Here is an 18220-nt window from a genome sequence, read left to right on the forward strand (position 1 = left end):
CCGATGATACGTGACGCCACTCTGGAAGATCTCGACCAGCTGGTCGAGATCGAAAACCGCTGCTTTGAAACCGACCGGCTGTCGCGCCGCAACTTCCGCTATATGCTGACCAAGGGCCATGCGGCCACGTTGGTCGATGAGCGCGAAGGACAGGTGTGCGGCTACGCCATGGTGTTATTCTCGGATGGCACCTCGCTGGCGCGTCTCTACTCGATCGCAGTGGATCCCGATTGGCAGGGTCACGCCATCGGTCGGGCATTGGCGGAGGCTGCCGAGCAGGTAGCGGTCGATGGGGAGTGCGTCTCCATGCGCCTCGAGCTGCGACCCGACAACGCGGCGGCACTGCAACTCTATCACTCGCTGGGCTATCGCCAGTTTGGCTACGTCGCGGACTACTATGAGGATCACGCCGATGCGATCCGCCTGGAGAAATCCCTGGCGCCGGAGTTGACGACGGATCTCGCCACCGTACCTCACTACCGGCAAAGCCTGGAGTTCACCTGCGGTCCGGCGGCACTGATGATGGCGCTGGCGACGCTGGATCCGCAGCTGGTGCTCAACCGCAAACTGGAACTGCGCATCTGGCGCGAGGCGACCACGATCTACATGACCTCGGGTCACGGCGGTTGCGGTCCGTACGGGCTGGCGTTGGCGGCCTATCACCGCGGCTTCGATGTCGAGATCCATGTCTCCGATCCGGGCGCGCTGTTCCTCGACTCGGTGCGCAGCCCGGAGAAGAAAGAGGTGATCGCGCTGGTGCAGGAGGATTTTGAAGAGGAGATCGCGGAACTGCCGATTCGGCTCTACCATGATCGGGTACCCGTCGCTCGGCTCGAGGCGCACTTTGCGGCCGGCGCCATTCCCCTGGTGCTGGTCAGTTCCTACCGCATCTACCGTGAGAAATTCCCCCACTGGGTGGTGGTCACCGGCTTCGATGAACGCTTTATCTATGTTCACGATCCCTACATCGACGAGGAGAAGGGCAAGACGGCGTCGGACTGCATCAACATGCCGATACTGCGCAAGGATTTCGAACGTATGGCCCGTTACGGCAAATCGGCCCAGCGGGCGGTGCTGATCATCAAACGTCGTGTCGAAGATGCCGGCGCGCAGAAGAAATAGAGGAGTTTCGCAATCGCCATGGGCAATTACATCGTTGTCGTCGATCACCCCAAGGATTGGATGGAAGGATTGCCGGAGACCGAACTGGTCTCCATTAACGACTATCTGACCGATCCCCGTTATCTCGAAGCCAAGGGATTGCATGTCGTCAACCTGTGTCGCAGCTATCGCTACCTCGGTACCGGCTACTACTGTTCGCTGCTCGCCGAGGCGCGCCATCATCGCGTCATTCCCTCGGTGCGAACGCTGCAGGACCTGAGCAGCAAGGCGATCTACAGCCTCGGCGTGGAGGATCTCGATTCACTGGTCAACAAGAGCCTGAAAAAGCGCGGTGCCGGGCTCACCTTCACCGCTTTCGAGGTGTTGGTGATCTTCGGCCAGACCCAGGAGCCGCAGCTCGAGGAGCTCGGCCGGCAGCTCTTCGAACTCTACCGCGCCCCACTGCTCAAAGTGGAGTTCCGCCGCGCCGACAAATGGCGTATCGGCAGTCTCAAGGCGGCGCATCTGAACGCCCTGCCGAGTGATCAGGTGGAGCTGTTCGCCGCGGCGTTTGAAGCTCACACCCATCGCCGCTGGGTGCGCCCGCGCACCAAGAACGTCTATCGCTACGATATGGCGATTCTTTGGGATCCCAATGAGAAACTGCCGCCCTCCAATAAACGCGCACTGCAGGGTTTTCAGAAGGCTGGTCGTGCGCTGGGACTCGACGTGGAACTCATCGAGCGCAAGGATTATGCGAGTCTCGCCGAATACGATGCGCTGTTCATTCGCGAAACCACCGCGGTCAATCATCACACCTATCGTTTTGCCAAGAAGGCGGAATCCGAAGGCATGGTGGTCATCGACGATCCTGATTCCATCCTGCGATGCACCAACAAGGTCTACCTGCACGAACTGTTTCAACAGCACAAGGTGCCGGCACCCAAGACGCTGGTGTTACGCAAGGGCGAGCCGGTGGATATCGCAGCGCAACTCGAGTTTCCCTTGGTTCTAAAAATCCCGCACGGTTCGTTCTCGCGTGGCGTCTACAAGGCACGCAATCAGCGCGAGTGCCGGGAGTACGCTGAACGGCTGTTTCGCGAATCGGATCTGATACTGGCGCAGGAGTTTCTCTACACCGAATTCGACTGGCGCGTCGGGCTCTTCAATGGCGAGCCGCTGTTCGTTTGCCAGTACTTCATGAGCAAGCAGCACTGGCAGATCGTGCGTCACGGCGCCAACGGAAAATCGAGTGCCGGCGATTCGCGCAGCTACCTGGTTGACGATGCGCCCAAGGAGGTGGTGCGCATCGCCCTGAAAGCGGCGCGCAACATCGGCAAGGGATTGTACGGCGTCGATATCAAGCAGAACGAAGATGGCCTGTTCGTCATGGAGGTCAACGATAATCCCAATATCGATGCCGGCGTTGAGGATGCCTGTCTCAAGGATGAGCTCTACCGGATGGTATGCGCGGAGTTTCTGCGGCGTCTTGAGGGACGGGGGCGCCGGGCGGGTGATTCAACGACATGAGGCAAGCTTTGTTATCCTTGCCTTTCCCATACTGGCAAGGATTTGACTCATGAAGCGTCACGACGGTCTCCAACCTCTGTCCCGCGAACATCATCCGGCGCTGGTGCAGGCAAAGCGGCTGCGCGACTTTGCCGGCAACGCCGCACAGGCGCGTGAACTGGGTCTCGCATTTTTAGGTTTTTGGGATGCCGAGATTGCGCAGCACTTTCGCGACGAGGAGGAACTGCTCCTCCCTCTTTTAGCGCAGCGTGCCGGCGATGATGCCGGGGAGATCATGGAGACATTGGCCCAGCACGTTCAGCTGCGCCGCTCTGTTATGCAGCTGCGCCGTCTGTCGGGTGCCAACGCCCCCGTCGACGCACCCCTGCTCAACGCGCTCGGCGATGGCCTGAAGTCACATGTGCGATTTGAGGAAGACGTGCTCTTCCCGTTCGCCGAGCAGAATCTGCCGGAAGAGGATTTGACCTATCTGGAGCAGCAGCTTACCCGCTAGCAGCAATGCTACTTCGCGGCGGCGATCTCGGTTCGTGCCTTAACGGCGCCACCGAGCGTTTCGCGTGCCATGTTGCGTAACGCGCTGTCGTCCCCTGGTTTGGTGAGATATGTGTACACACTGACATCGTTGATTGGCGTCGGTACGGCATCGCGCTCGTCGGCTCCAGAGAGAATGATGCGCGCGGCCTCCGGGCGCAGCTGGCGGCAGCGCTTCATGAACTCGATCCCCGATATCCTGGGCATGCGCAGATCTCTGATGATCAGGCCCGCGCGATGGCGCGCCAGCAACCTGAACGCCGGTTCGGGCTCGCTGGCGGCAAGTAACCTGTCGTTTTCATTGCGCAACCGCGCGTTGAGTACGTTGTCGTCGCCGAGTCAACCCTGTGCGATGCGTCTTGTCGCTCGCCATTCCGATCAATTCGAACGCAGGCGGTTGCGCCGGGCAGTTGGCGAAATCGGACGTCGACAGCGGCCCGGCTAAGTTGTGGCCCTGCACCTCATCGCGCTCGCGTTGACGTAGATACGCCGCGTGCTCCCCGGTCTCCACACCTTCGGCCACGATGCGCAGGCCGAGATCGCGACCGTGGCGCTGATTGCGCTGGCGATGCGTTACAATCGGGCCTTCGTTTCTTTCACATCGAGGTCAGGGCCACGTCCTCAAGCCGCTCACAAGCTGCAGCGAATCTTTCCGAACTGCCGGTGACGCAACTGCGGGGCATCGGGGAACGGGTTGCACAGAGTCTGCAACGCCTGGGCATCGTTACCGTCCAGGATGTGCTGTTTCACCTGCCGTTGCGCTATCAGGATCGCACCCGCGTCACCGCCATCGGCGCGCTGCGCGCGGGCGACGAGGTGGTGATCGAAGGCGAGGTGCAGCTCGCCGAGATCGCCTTCGGCAGACGCCGCGCGCTGCTGGTGCGGGTGAGCGACGGCACCGGTTCGCTGACCTTGCGTCTCTTTCACTTTTCGACTCAACAGCAGCGCGCCTTCGAGCGCGGGCGCCGGGTACGCTGTTTTGGTGAGGTGCGCCGCGGTCCCGCGACCCTGGAGCTGGTACACCCCGAGTATCGCTTTGTCATTGCGGGTGCAGAAGAGGGTGCCGAGGAGACACTGACGCCCATCTACCCGACGACCGAGGGCGTGGGTCAGGCGACGTTGCGGCGCCTGACCGATGCGGCATTGCTGTTGCTGCACGCGGGCGCATTGACCGAGTGGTTGCCCGATGACGTGCTGCGCATGCTCAAAATGCCCGTGCTGGACACTGCGTTACGTCTGCTGCATCGACCCCCTCCCGAGGTGGATCTGGCAGCCCTGCGCACCGGGCGCCATCCGGCGCAACAGCGCCTGGCGTTTGAAGAACTGTTGGCACAGCACCTCAGTCTGCGGCGGCTGCGCGAGCGTATGAAGCGTCATCGGGCGCCGATGCTGCGCGGTGATGGCACGCTCAGTTCAGCGTTGGCGGCCGCGTTGCCCTTTCGACTCACCCGCGCCCAACGGCGCGTCATCGACGAGGTGCGCGCAGACCTTGCCGAAGACCACCCGATGTTGCGCCTGGTGCAGGGGGATGTCGGCTCGGGTAAAACCGTTGTCGCGGCACTCTGCGCGCTCGGCGCGATCGAGGCGGGTTATCAGGTGGCGCTGATGGCGCCCACCGAACTGCTCGCCGAACAGCATCTGAAGAACTTTGCCCATTGGTTGACCCCGCTCAATGTCGCTGTGGGGTGGCTCGGGGGCAAGAGTCGCGGACGCGCCCGTCAGCAGGCGCTGGAAGCATTGAGCGCGGGCGCGACCCAGCTCATGGTGGGCACCCACGCGCTGTTTCAGGATGACGTGCGCTTCAATAACCTGGGGCTGGTCATCGTCGACGAGCAGCACCGCTTTGGCGTTCACCAACGCATGGCGTTGCGCAACAAGGGGCAGGCCGGCGACAGCCATCCGCACCAGCTGATCATGACCGCCACACCGATCCCGCGCACCCTGGCGATGACCGCTTATGCCGATCTCGACACCTCGGTGATCGATGAGCTTCCGCCGGGGCGTTCGCCGGTGACCACGGTGGCGCTGCCCGATACGCGGCGTGGCGAGGTTCTGCAGCGGGTCGAGTCGGTCTGCGCGGGTGGCGGTCAGGCCTACTGGGTGTGCACCCTGATCGAGGAGTCGGAGACGCTGCAGGCGCAGGCCGCGGAGGAGACTGCACAGCAGCTGGCGGCGGCGTTGCCGCAGTTGCGTGTGGCGTTGGTGCACGGGCGCATGAAAGCGGCGGTGAAGGAAGGGGTGATGGCGGCCTTCAACGCCGCCGCAATCGATCTGCTGGTGGCGACGACTGTGATCGAGGTGGGTGTGGACGTGCCCAACGCCAGCCTGATGATCGTCGAGAATCCGGAGCGGCTGGGCCTGGCGCAGCTCCACCAGCTGCGCGGCCGCGTGGGTCGGGGTGCCGCGCAGAGCCACTGTGTGCTGCTCTATAAACCACCGCTGTCGGACAATGCGCGCGAGCGGCTGGCGATCTTGCGCGAGACCAACGATGGCTTCGAGGTGGCGCGCCGCGATCTGGAGCTGCGCGGTCCCGGCGAGGTGCTCGGCACGCGCCAGAGCGGTATGTTGCAGCTCAAGGTGGCTGATCTACTGCGCGATCAGGCGCTGATTCCCCAGGTGCAGCGGGTGGCGGCTGAGCTGTTCAGCCGTTATCCCGGCCATGTGGATCCCCTGATCCGGCGTTGGTTGGGCGAAGCGCCGCGCTACGGAACCGTGTGAGGCGCAGCCCGTCCTCAGTTTCCCGCAAAGATGTAGAATACGCGCCCAGTTGATCGATGAGGTGCAGGCAAACAATGCGCGGTGACACCCCGCTTCGCAACCCAGTAACCCGGCCGTGGCGGCGACCGCGATGATGGCGCGTCTGGTCGAACGGTTGCCCGGGCGGCTGCCTGATTTTGCGCGCCTGGTGCGGCTCGACAAGCCGATCGGCATCTACCTGCTGTTGTGGCCGCCGCTGTGGGCGTTGTGGATTGCCGGTGACGGCCGTCCCGATCCGCTGGTGGTGGCGGTGTTCGTGGCGGGGGTGATTCTGATGCGCTCCGCCGGCTGCGCCATCAACGATTACGCCGATCGTCACTTCGATGGTCACGTGGCCCGCACCCAGGCGCGCATGATCCCCGCCGGTCGCATCCGGCCGCGCGAGGCAGTGGTGGCCTTTGCGGTATTGTCGCTGTGCGCCTTTGCCCTGGTGCTGCTGATGAACTGGCTCACCATCGGGCTCTCGCTCATCGGCCTGGCGCTGGCGGCGGTCTACCCCTATTCCAAGCGCCATACCTACCTGCCGCAGGTGGTGCTGGGGGCGGCGTTTGGCTGGGCGGTGCCGATGGCGTTTGCGGCGCAGACCGGTACGGTGCCGGCACTGGGCTGGTTGATGTACGTGACGGCCATCCTCTGGGCCACCGCCTACGACACCATGTACGCCATGGTGGACCGCAAGGACGATCTGAAGATCGGCATCAAATCCACCGCCATCCTGTTCGGCGAACTGGACAAGTTGATCATCGGGATCCTGCAGGCGCTGGTGCTGGGTGCGCTGTTTCTCATCGGGCAGCAGGCCAAACTGGGCGGCTTCTATTACATGGGACTGACGGTCGCGGCCGGGCTGGCGATCTATGAGCAGTGGATGATCCGCGAACGCGAACCCGCTGCCTGTTTCAGGGCATTTTTGCACAACAACTGGTTCGGTCTGGTGGTCTTCTGCGGAGTGGTACTCGATTTCTGGGCGCGGGGGCGGGTTGGGGTGTAGAGGCTGCGGGTATTATTGAACTTTGTCTCGCGCAAAGGCGCCAAGATCGCCAGGCAAAACAAACCCTTTGCGTTCTTTGCGCGAGACAAAGCTGAATCAATATTCGCGGCTTCCGCCGCTCCTACCGCCCCGCCGCCGGTGTGCGGCACACCGCCCACACCTCCACCCGCTCCACGCCCGCGCGACGCAGCATGCGTGTCAGTTCGGTGACCGTGGCACCGGTGGTGACGACATCGTCGATCAGTGCGACGTGGCGGATGTTCCGGAGATCCCTGACACGAAAAGCGCCGTGCAGGTTGCGGCGTCGCTCCAGTGCGCTGAGTCCGGTCTGCTGGGATGTGGGGAGCTGTCGTCGGCACCGCTGTGGTTGCAGCGGGATCTGCAACCGCCTCGCCAGCGGGCGCGCCAGCTCCAGCGCCTGGTTGAAGCCGCGTTCGCGCAGGCGCCGCGGGTGCAGCGGCACCGGGATCAGCGCCTGCGGGTAGGTACCCGGCGTAAGCCGCTGTTGCAGGTAGTCGACCAGCAGATCACCCAACACCCGTGCATGGCTCAGACGGCCCTGGAATTTGAGCCCGCCGATCAACTCGTCGGCGGGTGGCAGATAGCGGAACGGGGTGAGACAGCGATCAAACAGCGGGCGTTTCTTCAGGCACCGCCCGCACGGCAGGTGAGTGGTGCCCGCCGCGGTGGGGAGGGCGCAGATCGGGCAGCAGGGGTCACTGACCGTCAGCTCCTGCTGACAACCCGGGCACAGATCGCGCCGGCCGGGTGCATGGTCTCCGCACAAGACGCAGGTGGGCGGATAGAGCCAGTGCTGTATACTTCCTCGGAAGTGTGTACCTAACGCAAACCATTGATCTTTAGTCATTTGTCACCCCCTCCTTGGGGTGTGTTAATATGATACTTGACACAAATATAATAATGGGCAATACTAAGCCCATGAACAAGAAAATCGACACCATCGTTAACAATATCCCACGGGCCTGCGCTGATGAAACCGCTGCCGTGCTGTTCTTAGAAGCGCAACGGTGGGGTGATATGCCAATCTGTGCGCACTGCGAGTCTGAGAACGTCTACCAGATGAAGGGCCGTGATGGTGAGCGTAACAAGCGGTTCCTGTGGCGTTGTAAGGACTGCGGAAAGCAATACACCGTTCGCGTTGGCACCGTGTTTGAAGATTCCCGTATTCCCCTGCGCCACTGGTGCTACGCGTTCTGGGCTGCCTGTGCCAGTAAAAAGGGTGTTTCAGCCCTTCAGATTAAGCGCCAGACTCAAGTGACCTATAAAAGCGCTCTGTTCATGATGCACCGCATCCGATTCGCCATGGCGGATGAACCCGGTGCGCCACGCCCATTGACTGGAACGGTTGAGGTCGATGAAACCTACGTAGGCGGGAAACCCCGGCACCGTGGCCCCCAAAACCCAAAGAAACGAGGCCGTGGGACTGACAAGCCACCCGTGGTAGCCATCGTTGAACGTAATGGCGACGTGCGCGCCGCTGTCGTTGATAAGGTCAACGCCAAGAACCTCAAGCGGATGATCCGCGAGAATGTGGACCAAAGCGCCAAGATCATGACTGACGAAGCCAGCTTCTACAAAGGTTTGGGCAAAGAGTTCGAGGGTGGTCATCACACGGTAGTTCACAGCCGAGGCGAGTACTCTCGGGGCGATGTGACCACGAACGCCGTAGAAGGCTTCTTTTCGATCCTCAAACGCGGAATCAACGGCACGTTCCACAGCGTCAGCAAGAAGCATCTGCACCGCTATGTGGGGGAATTCGCCTTCCGATACAACACGCGGAAGATCACGGACGGTGAGCGAGTTATAACGGTTATAAAGAAGGCTGAAGGCAAGCGGTTGATGTACAAGGCTCCAGCGGAGTGACGGGGCAGTTTCCTGCCCCGTCGATTGCTGACCTATTTCGGCCAAGAGCGCCAATGTGCGCATACTCGCTCCAGACGACCGAAGCGGCGACGCACATAGGCACGGACATGAACGGTTTTTACAGTGTTCATATCTCACCTCCTATGTTGAGAGGTGAGAGCGTCTTACTAGACTTACCTAAGGTCCTGTACTAACATCGCAGGCGCAACTGACCGGTAAGCGGCGATAGGTCCGCTCTCTTAACCCACCACCTAAGGTGGTGCCGGTGACAGGGATCGAACCTGCATGGGCTACCTCGGCAAAGGATCACAGCCCACTAGGACCCAAACCTAGCGCGTATACCATTTTCGCCACACCGGCAAAGCAGAACCGCTCTTCGGAGCGGTTCTGTTTTTAAGTGTTCATGGTATTTCCCCTTTATAGTCTTTAATGGCGTATACAGCCTTTTTGCCCTCTACGTTCTTGATAAGACCTTTTTGCGAAATCCTGTACAGCTTCGAATTAAGTTTTGATCGCTCAGAGATTTCGCCGGTTTTCTTGTACAGCGCAATGATGATTTGATCGAGGCTGGCTACTCCGCCGTATTCCTCAATTATTGAGAGGATCTGGAAATCCGCCTGTTCGCTAGGCCCTATAGCGAGTTGCTTAATCAACTCTTCGGGAAGGCCCTCAAGATCTGACGGCAACAGTGTGAGCCTGGGTACATCGCTGGTAGGGTGATCAACTTGCGCTGCTTCGCCGCGACTAAATTGCTCTAAGTCGGCGTAGAGGGATTCGAATTTCTTGATGCGGTCGGCACAATTTTGCCAACCCCTTGAGTTTTCGCTAAATTTTTGTAGGCACTTATGATTATAGGCGATTTGTGCCTTGACAAAATCAAGGTGTTTCTTTAGTCTATCCATCGTTAATCGTCGCCACGGTTAACTAACGTTTAAGGGATGTCATGCCTTGCGCGGCATAAGCCCCGAGTCTCAGGAAGCCCGGAATGCCGTCAGCATTCTGGGCTTTCACTTATGGGGCTGCAATATACTCCCGCGTGAAATTGGCGTCAAGTTGTAAGGATTCTTTGCAAGTGGCGCAAATGATTTGCAGCGAGTGCAAAACGAATGGAAAACGAATAGAGCGGAAAAGTTGGCTGCGAAAGAAAAACGGAATCGAGGGCCAGAACCCGAGTTGCTGAAGATTGTAGGCGACTGGCGGGGTGCTATGGGAAAGGCTGTTAAGAAAATGCGGCCTAAGGATGGATGGCCTGAGCCAGAAAAGAAGCCGAAGAAGGATAAGTAGATAAAAGAGTGTCAACTATTTAATTAATTTGAGCTTTTTTAGCTGACTTTCTGACCACCCAATCTCCACCAGTAGTTCTTTTAGCAGTTTTGGGCCATAGGTTTTTTTAGGGTGCACATGGACGGTCACACGCTTGATAGTGTGACCGTCATTTTCTTTTCTGAATGCTTGAATAGCGCCGCGAGTTTCTTCTCTTATCCAGCCGTCTTTCTCCAGGGCCTTAACTAGCTCACCTGCCGTAATGTTATTAAGTTGATTCCAAATATTTTGGTGGAAACTCACGTGGCGACCGAAAGTTCTTCAATCCTTGAAAAGCCTTTCTTGTGAAAAAGCGACTCTATTGGTTGGAAAAACCACGTCTTGAATGAGAACTTTTCTACGCACAAAGGAAGCGGTTCACCGTGCTTGAGTAACGACACTATATAAGCCTCTGCCGCGTGTTTTACATTCTCAATCGCCTCATCTTCTGTAGTTCCACCAACATGCACACCCTTAAGATCAGGGCAATAGGCGTAAAACTCCTCGCCGTCAGGTTCTACGTGAATCCTGACGCATATTCTCAAGACTTTGATCATGGCCCAACTCCTTAGACTCCGATAGGGCTCAGAGCCTAACCCATGAACAAACCACAACATATTGTGGTTTGTCAGTGTATAACCACCAACATATAGTAGTTACGTACTGTTTCGAGCCCACCTGGGGACGAAACCCCATTAGTAACAGAAACTTAGACAACCATCCCCTAAGCAATGTTTAGCACACTACATAGCGGCTGGAAAGCGCTGAATTGTAATCCTTTGTAATAAATAAGTACATCAGAGAAAGCTAATATTCCCGGTATCGGGAAGTTTCCTCGTCTTTGCGTAAAGTATACACTTGCGTACTTCCTAGCCATTCGTAAACCACCGGATTCCTTTCCAGTTGACCGGGTATCAGGATTCGCTACCCTACCGCGGTCCCAACGCCAGCGCCGAGATCGCCTATGTCGACCACAGTACCATTGACTGCCACGCCAGTGCGCCACGATTGGAATCGCGCCGAGGTGCATGCACTGTTCCAGCGGCCCTTCTTCGATCTGCTCCACGAGGCCCAGTCGCTGCATCGCCGCCATTTTAAACCACAGCAGATCCAGGTCAGCACCCTGCTCAGCATCAAAACGGGTGGTTGCCCGGAAGATTGCGGTTACTGCCCGCAGAGCGCCCACTTCGATACCCGGTTGGAGAAGGAGCGCCTGCTCGGTGTCGCGGAGGTGATCGACAACGCGCGCGCCGCCAAGGCCAACGGTGCGGGCCGCTTCTGCATGGGCGCGGCCTGGCGTAACCCCAGCGATCGTGATTTTGAGCGTGTGTTGCACATGGTGCGCGGTGTCAAAGCCGTCGGACTGGAGACCTGCCTGACGCTGGGCATGTTGACCGACGCCCAGGCCGCCGCGCTTCAGGAGGCGGGGCTCGACTACTACAACCACAATCTCGATACCTCGCCGGAGTATTACCCCGAGGTCATCACCACCCGCACCTACGGTGATCGACTCGACACCTTGAATCATGTGCGTAACGCCGGTCTCAAGGTCTGTTGCGGCGGCATCATCGGCATGGGCGAGAGCCGTGAGGATCGAGTCGGGTTGCTGGCGGAGCTCGCCAATCTGCCCCATCACCCGGAGAGCGTGCCGATCAATCAGCTGGTGAAGATCCCCGGCACACCCCTTGAGAACGCGCCTGATCTCGACCCCTTCGAACTGGTGCGCACCGTGGCGGTGGCGCGGCTGATGCTGCCGCAATCCTATGTACGGCTCTCTGCCGGGCGCGAGGCGATGAGCGACGAGTTGCAGGCACTCTGTTTCATGGCCGGGGCCAACTCCATTTTTCACGGTGAAAAATTGCTGACCGCCGGCAATGCCAGCGTGCGTCGCGACGATGCGCTGTTCGCACGCCTCGATCTGGTGGCTGAGCACACGGCCGATCATGAGCACACCGGCGGCACCGACAAAGGTCCCGCGCTGTACGGTAATGCCTGTGTTTCTCATTAGATTTTCTTTTCAACGCCAGGACGCAAAGGCGCCAAGGACGCAAAGAAAAAGATCGTTCTTCAAAAACACGTTGCGATGCTCAAATCAATACAGCCATGTGCCGATTTGGGGCGGGGGGCCAAAACACCCTATCTCTCTTTGCGATCTTCGCGCCTTTGCGTCCTGGCGTTGAAAGCGTTTCACCCATGGCCGACCCCAGTGAGTTCGATCTGCAATCTGCCCTGGTGAAACGCCACGCCGCGGGCCTCTACCGCACCCGCCGGGTGCTCGCGGGGCCGCAGTCAGTCGAGGCGGTGGTCGATGGCCGCGCGTGCCTGACCTTCTGCAGCAATGACTATCTGGGGCTGGCCAACCACCCGCAAGTGATCGCCGCCTTCCAGGCGGGCGCTGAACGTTACGGTGTCGGCGGCGGCGCCTCGCATCTGATCACCGGACACTCGGCGGCCCACCATGCGCTGGAGGAGGAACTCGCGGCCTTTGTCGGACGCCCCCGCGCGCTGCTCTTCTCCACCGGCTATATGGCGAACCTCGGGGTGATCGCGGCGCTGCTCGGGCGCGGCGATACGGTCTACCAGGATCGGCTCAACCATGCCTCGCTGATCGACGCCGGACGGTTGGCGCAAGCCGATTATGTGCGTTACGCACACGCTGATGCGGCGGATCTGGCAGCGCGATGCCTCGCGCCGAAGTCGGGGCGCAAGCTGGTAGCGACCGATGGTGTGTTCAGCATGGATGGTGATCTCGCACCGCTGGCTGATCTCTGCCGCACGGCGCGGGAACGGGGTGCCTGGGTGATGGTGGACGATGCCCACGGTATCGGCGTGCTGGGCGGGCAGGGCCGCGGCACGCTCGAGCACTTCGGGCTGGGCGTTGAGGAGGTGGCGGTGCTGATGGGCACTCTCGGCAAGGCGTGCGGCACTGCCGGGGCTTTCGTTGCCGGCAGTGAGGCGCTTGTCGAGACTCTGATCCAGCAGGCTCGCCCCTATATCTACACCACGGCCATGCCGCCTGCGGTGGCCGAGGCGACGCGAGCGAGCCTGCGCCTGATCGACAACGAGAGTTGGCGGCGGGCGCATCTGAGGGCATTGATCGAGCGTTTTCGCCGCGGGGCTCAGGCTATCGGTCTGCCGCTCATGGACTCGCATACGCCCATCCAGCCATTGGTGGCCGGCGATGCGGCGCGGGCGCTGCGTTTGAGTGCGGCACTCTGGGAACGCGGTATCCTGATTACCGCGATCCGCCCCCCGACCGTACCGCAAGGCAGCGCGCGGCTGCGAATCACGTTCTCTGCCGCGCACAGCGAGGCCCATGTGGATCGTCTGCTGAGCGCCCTGGACGCGGCGTGGCGCGTGTGCGGCGATGTTGGCTGAGCCCGCACTCTACACTCGCACGCACGGTGCGGGTCCCGAACTGGTGCTGGTGCACGGTTGGGGCCTCAACGGCGCGGTGTGGGACGAGTTGGCTGCGGATCTGACGCGGCGTTTTCGGGTCACGGTGCTCGATCTGCCCGGCTACGGGCGCAGCCCCTTGGACGGCGCGCCCTACATCTTGTCGTGGTTGGCCAGCGAGTTGGCGCGAGCGGTGCCGCGTCCGGCCACCTGGCTTGGCTGGTCGTTGGGTGGGCTGATTTGCCAGCAGGTGGCCATCGATTTTCCGCAGCGGGTGGAGCGACTGATCATGGCGAGCAGCACACCGCGCTTCGTGCGGAGTGCCGGGTGGCCGAGCGGTATTGCCCCCGAGGTACTGACCCAGTTCGCCGGCGATCTGGCCGCCGATTTGCGCGGCACTCTGCACCGGTTTCTCGCCCTGGCGTCACGCGGCAGCGACCACGCCCGCGGCGAACTGCGCGCGTTGCGCGAGCGACTCTTGCGTCACGGTGAGCCCGCGCCACGGGCTGTGCAGGGCGGATTGGCGCTGTTGCGTGACACCGATCTGCGTGCCGAGCTGGCACGGATCCGGTGTCCGGCGCTCTGGGTACTGGGAGAGCGCGATCAGCTCGTTCCGGCTTCGGTTCAAGAGGGTCTGTCGCCTTTGATGCCGAAAGGGTGCTGCGCGGTAATCGGCGGTGCTGCGCACGCGCCTTTCCTGTCTCATCGGACCGAGTTTGCGTCCCTTATCGAGGAGTTTGTCTGTTCATGAACGGCGCAACCAGCGAACCGCACCTTCTCGACAAGCGTGCGGTGCGTGCAGCATTCAACAGAGCGGCAGCGAGTTACGATGCGGCCGCCGGGCTGCAGCGCGAGGTGGGGGAGCGGCTGCTGGAGCGGCTCGACTGGATCAAATTTCAACCGCAACAGATCCTGGAACTGGGTTGCGGTACGGGTCACTGCACCCGGATCCTGGAGAGACGTTATCGCAAGGGGCGACTGGTGGCGCTTGATCTGGCCGAGGCTATGTTGGAGCGGGCGCGCCGTGGCGGTGGCTGGTTTCACAAGACCCGCTATCTCTGCGGCGATGCCGAGCGGTTACCTGTAGCCGACGCCAGCGCCGATCTGATCTTCTCCAATCTTACCCTGCAGTGGTGCAACGATCTGGGTGCCACGTTCCGCGAGTTCCGGCGCGTGTTGCGTCCTGGCGGTGTGGTGCTGTTCAGCACTTTTGGCCCCGACACCCTGTACGAGCTGCGCGCCGCCTGGGCGGCGGTCGATGAACGCAGTCACGTCAACCGCTTTCTCGATATGCATGACGTGGGCGATGCACTGCTGAGCGCGGGATTGGGCGATCCGGTGATGGATGTGGATCGGATCCGCATCGACTACCAGAACGTGCGCGCACTGATGTGCGACCTCAAGGCGATCGGTGCCCACAACGTGACCGCCGATCGGCCCCCGGGTCTGACCGGGCGCCGTCGGATGGCGGCGGTGGAGCAGGCCTACGAGCCGCTGCGCCGCGAAGGCCTGTTACCGGCCAGTTACGAGGTGGTCTATGGCCATGCGTGGGGTCTGACGGGCGGGGGCGCTGTCTGTTCCACCGGCCCCGCCGATGAGGTTGCGATCTCACTCGATCGCCTGCGTGGAAGCTGAGCATGGGCCAGGGCTTTTTCGTAACCGGAACCGATACGGGCATCGGCAAAACGTTGGTAGCGGCCGCACTGTTGCGTCGCTGGCGCGAGCTGGGCTGGCGGGTCGGTGCGATGAAACCGGTCGCCTCCGGGTGTCGCCCCACCCCGGAAGGTTTGCGTAACGCGGATGCCGAAAGCCTGCGCGCCGAATGTACGTTGCCGTTACCGTACGCCAGGATCAACACCTATGCCTTCGAGCCGCCCATCGCGCCGCATATCGCTGCCGCCGAGGCAGGTGAGGAAATCCGTCTCGCACCCCTGGTCGAGCGTTGTCGGCAGCTGAGCTCGGAATGCGACCGCTTCGTTGTCGAAGGGGTGGGCGGTTGGTGCGTACCGCTCGGTGATGCATTGACCACAGTGGATCTGGCGCGTGAACTCGCCTGCCCCGTGATCGTCGTAGTGGGATTGCGATTGGGGTGCCTCAACCATGCGCTGCTGACGGTCGAAAGTATCCGGCACTGCGGTCTAACGATGGCGGGTTGGGTGGCCAATACGGCGGATCCAGCCTGTGAACGTCAGGCGGCGTTGGTGGCGACTTTGGAGCGACGCTGGGGTTGCGCTCCGCTCGGACGGATTCCCTGGCTGGAGGATCCTTCAAGCCAGCACGCTGCCGTTCATCTGTCCAACCTGCCTTAAGTGAAAAAGTTTTTACAGCCTTCTTTGCTTTGTCATCCGCAGCTTACAGACGGTTTCCCGATTCCCCCTCAGAAACCGGTTCTAACTGCTATTGAATGGGTAACGGTGGCCCGTCGATAATTCGCAATCCTACAATTTCACTAGCGGGTGCTACACGGATGTTGGAGCGCCGTAAAACAAGAAAAATCATCCGGGCGGGTGTGTTGGGGGCGTTGGGGCTCGCGCTGCTGGCCCTGCTGACGGAATCGTTTCAGGCAGGCCCGCAAGCCGCCCTGATGATGGTGTTCGGCTCGCTTATGAGCGCTACCCTGTTTTGGAATGTGGGACATCCCGCACGCCCGGCCAGCGATCTTCCCTACCTGCATGAGTCGGGTCTTGCCGCCCTCCCGGGTGGCAACCCGGTACCGTCGCCCTCCGATCGTGACCTGGAACAGGCGGGTGACGCCGTGGTCCGGCGCCTGGTACCAGGGGCGGGGCGCGATACGCGCTCCCTGCTCGATCTCGCCCACCCCGAGGATCGCGATGCCGTGCGCAAGGCGCTACGGCGTATGGTGAGCGGTAGCGATCCGCAGCTGGCTGAACAGCGCTTCTGGGTGGGTCAGGAGGGCTTCCGCTGGGTGGAGTGGCTGGTTTTTCTGGAAGGCCGTAGCCACCGTTGGCAGGCCCTGGTCAACGATGTGACCGAGCGTCGCCTGCGCGAAGTCACCGTAAAACGTGGCTGGCAAGTGCTGGAGCAGATCCATTGCGCGGTAATCACCACCGATGCCACAGGCCAGATCACTGGCTGGAACCGCGGGGCGGAGCGGATGCTGGGTTATCCCTCCGGCGAAGTGGTCGGGCAGCCCCTGGATTCACTTGCCGCGCCCGAGGAGCGGCGCATTCTCCACCGTCGCCTGTCGAAGATCCCTTCTCCCAAGGCGCCTGCGGTCAATCTGGTGGTGCGATTGCGCCATCGCTACGGGGGCTCGGTTGGCGTGTATCTGGTGATCGCCCCGCAAAGCATGGAGGGCGGCAGGGCCGCCGGTCTGATTTGCTGTGCCCATGCCCTGGCCAAGATGGGCGATGCCGAACAGGTGCTCAATGTCTCCGGCGAGCGTTACCGCAGCCTCGTGGAGAGCGCCAGGGATATCATCTTTACGCTTTCGCTGGATGGGCGCATCACCTCGTTGAATCCCGCTTTTGAGGAGGTGACGGGTTGGGGGCGTGAGGATTGGCTGGGGCAGTCGCTGATCGATCTGATGCATCCCGAGGATGCCACGGCCGCCAGGCATCAACTCTCGGCGCTGGCCCTGGGAAAAACGCCGCCACGTTTTACCTTTCGGCTGCGCGCGCAGTTCGGAGCCTGGCTCACCATGGAGATCACGGCCTCGCCCATGTTGAGCAATGCCGAGGCCATCGGGGCGTTCGGGATCGTGCGTGATATTACCGAGCGCATCGCTGCAGACGAAGCCCTGCGCGAGAGTGAATCGCGTTTTCGCACCGTGGTGGAGTACGCTGTCGATCCGATTTTTGTGCACGATCGCAACGGTCAGCTCATCGACGTCAATCATGTTGCCTGCGAGAGCCTCGGATACACACGCGAAGAGATGTTGAGCATGAACATTCGCGATATCGATCAACATTGTGAGGATGATGCCTGGGCGTGGAAAGGTCTGGAGCAGGGGCGCACCATCACCCTGGAAACCGAATACTGTCGCCAGGACATGAGCCGCTTTCCGGTGGAGGTACGGATGGGCCTCATCGAACTGGCGGGCAACGAGCATGTGCTGGCCTTCAGTCGTGATATCACCGAGCGCAAGCTCGCTGAGCGGCGGCTCGATCATCTGGCGCATCACGATATGCTGACGGGCCTGCCCAACCGACTGCTGTTCAATGATCGCCTCTCACAAACGCTTGTGAAGGCGCAACGCAGCGGATCGCGGGTCGCGATCTGTTTTCTCGACCTGAACCATTTCAAGGTGGTCAACGATACCCTCGGGCATGCGGTGGGTGATGAGGTGCTCAAGCGCAGCGCGCAACGCCTGCGTGAGTCCGTTCGTCTGGGTGATACGGTCGCGCGACTCGGCGGGGATGAGTTCATCATTTTGCTCGAAGACGTCAATGGGGCTGACGATGCCTCGCTGGTGGCGGCGAAGATATTGTCGCGCTTCGCCAATCCGATCGTCCTGGGCGAAACGCGTATTCGGGTGGGAACGAGTATCGGGATCAGCGTATTCCCCGATGATGCCGGCGATGCCGATACCCTTATGCGCCACGCTGATGCCGCGATGTACGTGGCCAAACAGCAGGGCGATAACCTGTACCACTGCTACTCTTCTACGACTGATCTGATCGATCAGGGTGAGTTGAGTCTCGATCACTGAATTTATCGGAGTACCGGTTTTCTTCCGTGTCCCTGCACCAACAGCGAGCGAGGGCTGGA

17 protein-coding genes and 1 tRNA gene are annotated in these 18220 nt (G+C 60.8%); 12 read left to right on the forward strand and 6 right to left on the reverse strand.

Annotation, left to right across the window (positions count from 1 at the left end):
- Positions 1-3: 3 nt before the first annotated feature.
- From DWQ09_03780 to DWQ09_03790, 3 genes are read left to right on the forward strand one after another with little or no spacing between them, the layout of a single operon-like run.
- A complete protein-coding gene (locus tag DWQ09_03780) occupies positions 4-1122 on the forward strand; it encodes a GNAT family N-acetyltransferase (GenBank protein KAA3629383.1) in 1119 nt (372 codons plus the stop codon).
- 18 nt (positions 1123-1140) lie between these two features.
- Positions 1141-2631, forward strand: a complete 1491-nt coding sequence (locus tag DWQ09_03785; GenBank protein KAA3629384.1) for an ATP-grasp domain-containing protein — start codon at positions 1141-1143, stop codon at positions 2629-2631.
- A gap of 49 nt (positions 2632-2680) precedes the next feature.
- A complete protein-coding gene (locus DWQ09_03790) occupies positions 2681-3124 on the forward strand; it encodes a hemerythrin domain-containing protein (protein KAA3629385.1) in 444 nt (147 codons plus the stop codon).
- Positions 3125-3132: 8 nt separating this feature from the next.
- Here the strand turns inward: DWQ09_03790 and DWQ09_03795 are convergent, their stop codons facing one another.
- Positions 3133-3471, reverse strand: a complete 339-nt coding sequence (locus DWQ09_03795) for a response regulator (protein ID KAA3629386.1) — start codon at positions 3469-3471, stop codon at positions 3133-3135.
- A gap of 291 nt (positions 3472-3762) precedes the next feature.
- On the opposite strand from DWQ09_03795, the gene DWQ09_03800 reads away from it, so the two are divergent.
- A complete protein-coding gene (locus tag DWQ09_03800; protein ID KAA3629387.1) occupies positions 3763-5880 on the forward strand; it encodes an ATP-dependent DNA helicase RecG in 2118 nt (705 codons plus the stop codon).
- 130 nt (positions 5881-6010) lie between these two features.
- Positions 6011-6907, forward strand: a complete 897-nt coding sequence (locus tag DWQ09_03805) for a 4-hydroxybenzoate octaprenyltransferase (protein KAA3629388.1) — start codon at positions 6011-6013, stop codon at positions 6905-6907.
- A gap of 121 nt (positions 6908-7028) precedes the next feature.
- Here the strand turns inward: DWQ09_03805 and DWQ09_03810 are convergent, their stop codons facing one another.
- A complete protein-coding gene (locus DWQ09_03810) occupies positions 7029-7775 on the reverse strand; it encodes a ComF family protein (protein KAA3629389.1) in 747 nt (248 codons plus the stop codon).
- Positions 7776-7804: 29 nt separating this feature from the next.
- Here DWQ09_03810 and DWQ09_03815 point away from each other — a divergent pair, with 29 nt between their 5' ends.
- Complete coding sequence (locus tag DWQ09_03815) at positions 7805-8791, forward strand: IS1595 family transposase (GenBank protein KAA3629390.1); 987 nt, start codon at positions 7805-7807, stop codon at positions 8789-8791.
- Between the two features lie 257 nt (positions 8792-9048).
- Here the strand turns inward: DWQ09_03815 and DWQ09_03820 are convergent.
- From DWQ09_03820 to DWQ09_03835, 4 genes are all read right to left on the reverse strand, one after another.
- Positions 9049-9151: transfer RNA gene (locus DWQ09_03820), tRNA-Pro, on the reverse strand.
- A gap of 41 nt (positions 9152-9192) precedes the next feature.
- Positions 9193-9693: a hypothetical protein gene (locus DWQ09_03825; protein ID KAA3629391.1), complete on the reverse strand. Its 501-nt coding sequence runs from the start codon at positions 9691-9693 to the stop codon at positions 9193-9195.
- Between the two features lie 397 nt (positions 9694-10090).
- A complete protein-coding gene (locus DWQ09_03830) occupies positions 10091-10357 on the reverse strand; it encodes an addiction module toxin, HicA family (protein KAA3629392.1) in 267 nt (88 codons plus the stop codon).
- Entirely contained in the window at positions 10354-10650 is a 297-nt protein-coding gene (locus DWQ09_03835) for a type II toxin-antitoxin system HicB family antitoxin (protein ID KAA3629393.1), read from the reverse strand. Before DWQ09_03835 ends, DWQ09_03830 begins: the two co-directional genes overlap by 4 nt.
- Before the next feature lie 407 nt (positions 10651-11057).
- Here DWQ09_03835 and bioB point away from each other — a divergent pair, with 407 nt between their 5' ends.
- The 6 genes from bioB to DWQ09_03865 all read left to right on the forward strand — a co-directional run bounded on the left by bioB (position 11058) and on the right by DWQ09_03865 (position 18161).
- Positions 11058-12101 carry a biotin synthase BioB gene (gene bioB / locus DWQ09_03840; GenBank protein KAA3629394.1) on the forward strand — a complete coding sequence of 348 codons (1044 nt, stop codon included), beginning with the start codon at positions 11058-11060 and terminating at the stop codon, positions 12099-12101.
- A 185-nt stretch (positions 12102-12286) separates the two neighbouring features.
- Positions 12287-13471, forward strand: a complete 1185-nt coding sequence (gene bioF / locus DWQ09_03845) for an 8-amino-7-oxononanoate synthase (protein KAA3629395.1) — start codon at positions 12287-12289, stop codon at positions 13469-13471.
- On the forward strand, positions 13461-14240 hold the full coding sequence (gene bioH / locus DWQ09_03850) for a pimeloyl-[acyl-carrier protein] methyl ester esterase (protein KAA3629396.1): 780 nt from the start codon (positions 13461-13463) through the stop codon (positions 14238-14240). The genes bioF and bioH overlap by 11 nt, the downstream gene beginning before the upstream one ends.
- Positions 14237-15124: a malonyl-[acyl-carrier protein] O-methyltransferase BioC gene (gene bioC / locus DWQ09_03855; protein ID KAA3629397.1), complete on the forward strand. Its 888-nt coding sequence runs from the start codon at positions 14237-14239 to the stop codon at positions 15122-15124. The genes bioH and bioC overlap by 4 nt, the downstream gene beginning before the upstream one ends.
- 2 nt (positions 15125-15126) lie before the next feature.
- The gene (gene bioD / locus DWQ09_03860) at positions 15127-15798 is read left to right on the forward strand and encodes a dethiobiotin synthase (protein ID KAA3629398.1); all 672 of its coding nucleotides are present in this window, start codon (positions 15127-15129) and stop codon (positions 15796-15798) included.
- A gap of 95 nt (positions 15799-15893) precedes the next feature.
- Positions 15894-18161: a sensor domain-containing diguanylate cyclase gene (locus tag DWQ09_03865; GenBank protein KAA3629399.1), complete on the forward strand. Its 2268-nt coding sequence runs from the start codon at positions 15894-15896 to the stop codon at positions 18159-18161.
- The last annotated feature ends 59 nt before the right edge of the window (positions 18162-18220 follow it).

The sequence above is a fragment of the Pseudomonadota bacterium genome (genome assembly GCA_008501635.1).
Lineage (GTDB): Bacteria > Pseudomonadota > Gammaproteobacteria > QQUJ01 > QQUJ01 > QQUJ01.